The organism is Accumulibacter sp., from assembly GCF_032229525.1.
Taxonomy (GTDB): Bacteria; Pseudomonadota; Gammaproteobacteria; order Burkholderiales; family Rhodocyclaceae; genus Accumulibacter.
Window position 1 is genome coordinate 1 of record NZ_JAVTWB010000146.1, and the last position, 8,169, is coordinate 8,169.

Sequence of the window (8,169 nt, forward strand, 5' to 3'; positions counted from 1 at the left end):
TCGTCGATGCGAGACGCGAATGCGTCTTCCTGGCGGTCGACCGCTTCGCGGTGCACACCCTCTGCTATCGCGCCGATGAGCGGACGCTCGCCTTCTCCGACCGCGCCGACTGTGTTCAGGGCGGCAGCAAGGAGTTTGACCCGCAGGCAATCTTCGATTACCTGTACTTCCACATGATCCCGGCGCCGCGCACGATCTTCCAGGGGGTGCACCGGCTGCCGGCCGCCCATGCTCTGCTGGTCGACCGGCAGGGCGCGCGCGCGATCCGGCACTGGCCGCTACGCTTCGACGAAAACCACCGGCAGCCTTTCGCGGCGAGCCGTGACACTTTCCGCCAGCTGATTCGCGATGCCGTCGCCGAAGAGGTCTCCGGGCACCCGCGTGTCGGCGCCTTCCTCTCCGGTGGCACTGACAGCTCGACGGTCGCCGGCATGCTCGGCCAGGTCACCGGCCAGGCGGCCCCGGCCTACTCGATCGGTTTCGAAGCCGAGGGCTACGACGAAATGGCGTACGCCCGTCTCGCCGCCAAGCACTTCGGCTGCGAGCATCACGAGTATTACGTGACCCCGGCGGACCTGCTGGCCAGCATCCCGGCAGTCGCGCAGCACCACGACCAACCCTTTGGCAACTCCTCCGCCCTGCCCGCCTACTACTGCGCGAAGATGGCGCATGCCGACGGCTGTACCAAGATGCTGGCCGGCGACGGCGGCGACGAGCTCTTCGGCGGCAACACGCGTTATGCGATGCAGCGCCTGTTCGAGTTTTACCAGTCCGTACCGAATGGTTTGAGGAAGCTGATCGAGCCGATGTGCGGCGACGACAGCGTCCTGCGACGCATACCCGGCCTCAAGCAGGCCACCGGCTATGTCCGTCATTCGCGGGTACCGATGCCGGATCGGCTGCAGAGCTTCAACCTGATCATGCAACTCGATCCGGCGAAGGTGCTCAGCGCCGATTTTCTTGCCCAGATCGACCTCGGCGAACCATCGCGACACATGCAGGCAACCTGGAACGAGTGCCGGGCGCCCAGCCTGATCAACCGCATGCTGGCCTACGACTGGCGCTACACGCTGGCCGACAGCGACCTGCCGAAAGTGCGCGGGGCCACCGAGATGGCCGGGCTCGAGGTCGGCTATCCCTTGCTGGGCGACCGCCTGACCGATTTCTCGATGGCGCTGCCTGCCAACTGGAAGCTGCGCCGCTTCAAACTGCGCTGGTTCTTCAAGGAAGCCCTGCGCGGTTACCTGCCCGACGAGATTCTGACCAAGTCGAAAAAAGGCTTCGGACTGCCGTTCGGCGTGTGGGCCAACCGCAACCCGGCGCTCAAGCAACTCGCCGAGGACTCGCTGAACAGCCTCGCCACTCGGGGCATCGTACGCCCCGACTTCATTCACCAGCTGATCACCGAACACCTCCCTGAACACCCCGGTTACTACGGCGAGATGGTGTGGATCCTGATGATGCTCGAACAGTGGTTGCGTGGCCAGGAGGAGCGGTGCGCTGCGGGGTAGCACCGATGGTGGCAGTTTTCACGCCAGCCGGAACAATTTCACAGTCAAAACACCGCATGTCGTTAGAATCGGTGCCTCCAAAACCCTCACCATCGCGCCAGAGACATGACCGACGCAAGCCTGCTCGCCGAGCTGATCAAGCACGCCGCCACCCGCAATCCAGATGCCATAGCCCTCACCTACGGCAAGCAGTCGATAAGCTACGGCGCCTTGCAGCAATCGATCGCCGCGTTCGTCAGCGGGCTGGTGAGCGTCGGCCTGCAGCGCGGCGAGCGGGTTGCCATCTACCTGGAGAAGCGGCTGGAAACGGTCGTTGCCAGCTTTGGCGCCACCGCTGCCGGCTGCGTCTTCGTGCCGCTCAACCCGTTGCTCAAAGCGGACCAGGTCGCCTACATCATGCACGACTGCAATGTGCGGGCACTGGTCACTTCCAATGAACGGCTGTCCCTGCTGACACCGGTCCTGTCGTCCTGCCATGACCTGCGCCACGTGATCCTGGCCAATGCCGAGCCGCTGCCGAAGCGTGAGGGTCCACTGGCCACCCTGCGCTGGGACGACCTGCTGCAGGCCAGGGCGCAGGCCGGCCACCGGGTGATCGACACCGACATGGCGGCTATCCTTTACACCTCGGGTAGTACCGGCAAGCCGAAAGGCGTCGTGCTCTCGCACCGCAACATGGTCGCCGGCGCCAAGAGCGTTGCCAGCTACCTCGAGAACACCGCCGACGACACCCTGTTGGCCGCCCTGCCGCTGTCTTTCGACGCCGGCTTCAGTCAGCTGACCACCGCTTTCCACGTCGGCGCGCGCGTCGTCCTGCTCAACTACCTGATGCCGCGCGATGTGCTCAAGGCGCTGGTACAGGAACGAGTGACCGGCTTGACCGCCGTGCCCCCGCTCTATATCCAGCTCTCGGAACTCGAATGGCCCGCGGCGATCAGCGAACATCTGCGCTACTTCGCCAATACCGGTGGCCGCATGCCGCGCGAAACGCTGACCGCCTTGCGTACCCGCCTGCCGACGAGCAAGCCCTATCTGATGTACGGCCTCACCGAAGCATTCCGCTCCACCTACCTGCCACCCGACGAGGTTGACCGACGCCCCGATTCGATCGGCAAGGCCATCCCCAACGCCGAGATTCTGGTCTTGCGCGAGGACGGCTCGGCCTGCGCTGCCAACGAACCCGGCGAACTGGTCCATCGCGGCGCGCTGGTCGGCATGGGCTACTGGAACGATCACAAAAAAACCGCCGAACGCTACAAGCCCTTGCCGGCCAACACGCCCGGCCGCGATGCCGGGCTGGTGCTGCCCGAGATCGCCGTCTTTTCCGGCGACACGGTGCGCATCGACGAGGAGGGATACCTCTATTTCATCGGTCGCCGGGACGAGATGATGAAGACTTCGGGTTATCGCGTCAGCCCGACCGAGGTCGAGGAAGTACTTTACGCGACCCGGCTGGTCGGCGAATGCGTCGCTTTCGGCGTTGACCACCCGACGCTCGGTCATGCCATCCAGGTGATCGCCACACCGGGCTCCGGCGGCAGTCTCGACACCGCCGAACTGCTCGCGGAGTGCCGTCGGCGGATGCCGGCCTACATGGTGCCGGCGGGCGTCACCGTGCGACCGGGCCCCCTGCCGCGTAACCCCAATGGCAAGATCGACCGCAAGGCGCTGGCTGGTGAGTTCCTGGCCAGACAGTCGCCCGCACCAGACGCGACGAACCTCGACGCTTGCCGCGAAGGAAGCAGCCAGTGAACAAACCCGAACGGAGCGCCCCCCGCCACGCCCCCATGAGCCAGTTTCCCGTCACGGACGGCGAACTCATGGTCGGCGCTCTCCCGCTCTCCCGGCTCGCCGCACGCGTCGGGCAAACGCCTTTTTACGCCTACGACCGTCAGTTGCTGACGCGCCGTGTGGCCGAACTGCGGGCAGCGCTGCCGCCCACCTTGAAGCTGCACTATGCGATGAAGGCCAACCCGATGCCGGCGCTGGTCTGCCATATGGCCGGGCTGGTCGATGGCATCGACGTCGCTTCGGGCGGCGAACTGAAGGTCGCCCTGGACGCCGCTGCCGATCCGCGCGAGGTCAGCTTCGCCGGCCCCGGCAAACAACGCGCCGAGCTGCGGCAGGCAGTCGCCGCCGGCATCCTGATCAACATCGAATCGTTTCGCGAAATCACCGAACTGGCGGCGATCAGCCGCGAGACCGCTTGCCCGGCGCGCGTTGCGGTACGGGTGAATCCCGATTTCGAGCTGAAAAGTTCGGGCATGAAGATGGGCGGTGGCGCCAAGCAGTTCGGCGTCGACGCCGAGCAGGTCCCCGAACTGCTGGCCGAGATCGGCCGCTCCGGGCTGGCCTTCGAAGGCTTCCACCTCTTTGCCGGCTCGCAGAACCTAAAACCCGAAGCCATCGTCGAGGCGCAGAGCAAAAGTTTCGAACTCGCCTTGCGCCTGGCGCAGTCAGCGCCCTCGCCGATCCGCTTCCTCAATCTCGGCGGCGGCTTCGGTATCCCCTACTTCCCGGGCGAACAGCACCTCGATCTGGCGCCGATCGGCGCCAACCTGGCAACGATTGTCGACCGTGCGTCGCGTGAATTGCCGGAAGCCGAACTGGTGATCGAACTCGGGCGTTATCTGGTCGGCGAAGCAGGCATCTACGTCGCCCGCGTCGTCGACCGCAAGGTCTCGCGCGGTCATACCTTCCTGGTCGTCGACGGTGGCCTGCACCACCACCTGTCGGCGTCGGGCAATTTCGGCCAGGTGATCCGCAAGAACTACCCGGTCGCCATCGGCAACAAAATGGCGCCGACCGAGCATGAAACGGTATCGGTGGTCGGCCCGCTGTGCACGCCACTCGACCTGCTGGCCGACCGAATGGAACTTGCCAGGGCGGAACCGGGGGACCTGGTGGTGATCTTTCAATCCGGCGCTTACGGTTTTACGGCCAGCCCACAGGCCTTTCTCGGGCATCCGGCTTGTGTCGAGGTGATGGGATGAACACGGCACTGCGCGGTCAATCGCTGACGCCATGGTTCACGCGCTGCGCATTCTGCTTGCGGAACGACCAGCCTTGAAGTTCTTTCGCTTTGACCCCAGCCCTTGTGCCTATCCGAAGCCCCGGGTATCTCTGCTGCCCAACGCCCCCGTTTTGCCATCGCCCCTGAGACGGCGCTCCCGGGCAAGCGAACACCGCCAGACAGCACGGCATTTCCGCCATTTCACGCGCGGCCGCTACGCCCTTGGCGAAGCCTACCAGCTGGTCGGGCTCGATCCCCGGGGCGTACTTCTGGCCCCGGCCTACCATTGCGTGACGATGCTGGACCCGGCCCTGGCTCTGGGTGCACGAATCCATCTCTACCCCCTAAAGGCGGATCTTTCTCCCGACCAAGTCGCCCTGGACGAGCTCCTTTCGCGCATCCGCGAGCCGGTCAAGGCGCTCCTGGCGACGCATTATTTCGGCATAGTGCAGGACTTTTCTCGATTGCGGGAGTGGTGTGAAGACCGCCAGATCGCCTTGATCGAGGACTGTTCGCACGTCCTGTTCACCGAGAACTACGGCGCCGCCGGTAGCGGGATCCATGGCCGCTTCGTGGTTTCCAGCCCGTACAAGTTTTTCCCGTGCGACGACGGCGGATTGCTCTACGCTTCTGATGCTCACCTTCTCGACACTGCCCACACCCGCCCGGCAACTCTGGTCGAAGAGTTTCGCGGCATCAAGCACGTTATGGAAAGAAGCCGAGACACGCGACCTGCGGCCGGCGACATCGCATTGATCGACTCGCGACTTGACCTCATGAGCGCCAACCCTGCAGTCTTTGGCAATGATGAAATTATCGAACGCTCGGCTCCTTCTTCTCTTTTCGCGGGAGGCGCAGTCGCCAAGGCTTCGTTGCGCAGCTCGCGGTTTGTCGTTGCCCATTCATCGGTCGACGAAAACATCCAGCGCCGCCGCGAGAACTACCAGCACTGGGTGCGCGCCACGGCGGGCGTCCCGAACTGCCAGGCGTTGTTCCCCGTCTTGCCGGCAGACTGCGCGCCGTACATGTTCCCGCTGCATATCGACCGTCCCGACCCGCACTTTCATTGGCTGAAGCACCTCGGGGTCCCGATCTGGCGCTGGGACGAAATGGCAGATTCGAGTTGCGGCATTGCACGGGACTACCGCCTGCACCTGCTGCATTTGCCGTGCCATCAGGCACTGACCAACGGGCAGATGGACTGGATGACCGCCGCCCTCGACAAGACCTTGCGCCATGCCATTAAGGGAGTTCACTGATGGCCTGGGAAATCCACCTCGCCAAAACCGCATTCAGCGACTTCACCGACGACTGGGACCGCCTGAATGCTCGCCTGTACGACCGCCATCCGTTTGCCGACAGCCGATTTGTCGGCGCTCTCCTGGATCATTTCGGCGACGGTAGCGAACGCCTATGCGTCCACCGAAACGATGGCGGGATCTCTGGCGCCCTGATCCTTTGCCCGGCTGGAGTGGGCCGATGGTCTCAGTTCAGCCCGCCGCAAAGACAGATAGCGGCAATTCTGCTTGATGACGTTCGGCTGCTCGAATCCTTGCTGTGCGCACTGCCAAGACCAGCGTGGACGATCGAATTACACGCCATTGACCCTCGCTATTCCCCAGACTTTTCTCGCCTGACGCTGCCTCTGATTTTTCAACCACATGCGCGGACAATCGGGGTTCGGCAGTGGACCAACTTCAGCGACTACTGGCAACAACGCCCACGGAATCGCGAAAAAAATATCCGCCGCTACTTGGGTCGAGCGGGAAGCGAGTTCGGCCCAACCCGCCTTTCGAAGCTCGCCAACGCGCCCGACCTGAATGCCGGTTTAAAGCGCTTTGGCGTTCTCGAGACCGCTGGCTGGAAAGGAAAAGCGGGCGCTGCCATTTCGAGCGACAACCAGCAAGGCGCCTTCTATGGCGACATCCTGCGCCGCTTCGCATCGACCAGCCAGGCTGCAATCTACGAGCTTCACATTGGCGATCATCTGGCCTCGTCGCGGCTTGTGCTTATCAATAACCATATCACCATCATACTCAAAACGACGTACGACAAATCCCTGGCACGATTCGCCCCGTGCCGCCCGCTGCGCTATCGCTTGATCGAGGAGCAGTTCGCCCTTCCGGCAAAGAGGACGATGGAGTTCGACACCAACGCCACCAGCGACCAGAAGGAATGGGCCACCTTCGCCCGCACCATTCACAACATCCAGCTATTCAGGAATCCCGCGATCGCGGCGACCTTCTCCGCACTGAGAGCTCTCCGCCGGAATCCTGGCAACCTCCGCGATCAGCTGCCAGATAGCGCTTCGCTGACTGGCGGCGTCCAGACCTGCAAGCAAATAGAAACCTTGAAAGAAGAAGGCTATGACCTGCGCGCGTTCTCGGCCGAAGATCATCTCGAAGCGTCCGACACTTGGTGCGAACTGCTCGAGAAGCACGTATACGCTACCGATGCAGGTGTCCGGTATTACTCAACGGTTGAAAAGAAATCCCCACGGGTAATCCTACCCGTACGATTGACTGCCAAGGGGCCGATCAAGATCATCGAGTCGCTGAGCAACTACTACACGTCGCTCTACGTCCCTCTGCTGAGTAAAGGCGGCGACCTGCTGGACTTGCAGACACTGCTCGCCGCAGCAGCGCACGACCACGGAGCCGCCCACGTGATGCGTTTTGCGCCCATGAATCCGCACTCTCCCGCGTACAAAGCGCTTCTAAGTGGGCTGCGGGCGAACAACTGGATCCCCTTCCAATTCTTCTGTTTCGGCAACTGGTATCTCAAGGTCGAGGGAACTTGGCAGGACTATCTCAAAGGCCGCAGCGGCAGTGTGCGCAGTAACATCGGGCGAGCATGCAAGAAGTTCGCCGCCGCCGGCGGAACGTTCGAGATCGCCACAAACCTCGAGAGGATTGACCAATACATCGCCGCCTACGAGGAAATTTATTCGGCGAGTTGGAAAACCCCGGAGCCACATCCCGATTTCGTGCCTGAACTGATCCGTGAGCTTGCCGCCCGGGGCATGCTCCGCCTGGGCATTGCCCGACTGAAAGGCCGCGCCATCGCGGCGCAACTGTGGTTCGTCGATGCCAAGAAGGCCAGCATCTACAAGGTGGCGTACCACGAAGAATTTGCATCGCACTCACCGGGAACGGTACTTACCGCACACCTCATGCAGCACGTCATCGACCGTGATCGGGTACGCGAGGTCGACTTCCTGATCGGCGAAGACGGGTACAAACGCCTGTGGATGAGCGATCGCCGAGAACGCTGGGGCATCGTGGCCTACAACCCGGCGACCGTCATTGGCTTTGCGCTTTTGCTCAAAGAGGCCGCAGGTAGATTATTGAAACCGCTCGCTGCACAAATTCGGCGCGTGGTCGTGAGCAGGCGCCACCTGGCAAAGTCTGGCAAAGACCCCGCAAACCAACGTTGACCGGCACAATCCTCAACCACCCGAGAAGCTTTACTTGCGCGAGAGCATGGCTTCCTGTCACCACGGATTGAAAACCTAGCACCGGTCAGATTTCAATCGAGGTTGACAGCCTCGAAACTGACCCGGAAAGGGAGATCGTCATCGCGCCCCAAGCACTACTAGTAGCACGTTGCAATAATACAATTACAAACTAACCGCTAATAGCTTGT

At 62.6% G+C, this 8,169-nt stretch carries 5 protein-coding genes; all 5 read left to right on the forward strand.

Going from position 1 to position 8,169, the window contains the following annotated elements; all coding sequences use genetic code 11:
- On the forward strand, nucleotides 1-1,511 hold a 1,511-nt coding region (locus RUW20_RS11060), incomplete at its 5' end, for an asparagine synthase C-terminal domain-containing protein (protein ID WP_313952271.1).
- Nucleotides 1,512-1,616: 105 nt separating this feature from the next.
- Complete coding sequence (locus RUW20_RS11065; RefSeq protein ID WP_313952272.1) at nucleotides 1,617-3,263, forward strand: acyl-CoA ligase (AMP-forming), exosortase A system-associated; 1,647 nt, start codon at nucleotides 1,617-1,619, stop codon at nucleotides 3,261-3,263.
- A gap of 35 nt (nucleotides 3,264-3,298) precedes the next feature.
- A complete protein-coding gene (locus RUW20_RS11070) occupies nucleotides 3,299-4,504 on the forward strand; it encodes a pyridoxal-dependent decarboxylase, exosortase A system-associated (protein WP_313952273.1) in 1,206 nt (401 codons plus the stop codon).
- A gap of 73 nt (nucleotides 4,505-4,577) precedes the next feature.
- Nucleotides 4,578-5,783 (forward strand): DegT/DnrJ/EryC1/StrS family aminotransferase, encoded by a 1,206-nt coding sequence (locus RUW20_RS11075; protein WP_313952274.1) that lies wholly within the window; start codon nucleotides 4,578-4,580, stop codon nucleotides 5,781-5,783.
- Entirely contained in the window at nucleotides 5,783-7,960 is a 2,178-nt protein-coding gene (locus tag RUW20_RS11080) for a GNAT family N-acetyltransferase (protein WP_313952275.1), read from the forward strand. The genes RUW20_RS11075 and RUW20_RS11080 overlap by 1 nt, the downstream gene beginning before the upstream one ends.
- Nucleotides 7,961-8,169: the final 209 nt, after the last annotated feature.

What these genes read in the sequence shown, in the direction of transcription:
- RUW20_RS11065 (WP_313952272.1), top strand. Translation starts at nt 1,617, where the DNA reads ATGACCGACGCAAGCCTGCTCGCCGAGCTGATCAAGCACGCCGCCACC.
- RUW20_RS11070 (WP_313952273.1), top strand. Translation starts at nt 3,299, where the DNA reads ATGAGCCAGTTTCCCGTCACGGACGGCGAACTCATGGTCGGCGCTCTC.
- RUW20_RS11080 (WP_313952275.1), top strand. Translation starts at nt 5,783, where the DNA reads ATGGCCTGGGAAATCCACCTCGCCAAAACCGCATTCAGCGACTTCACC.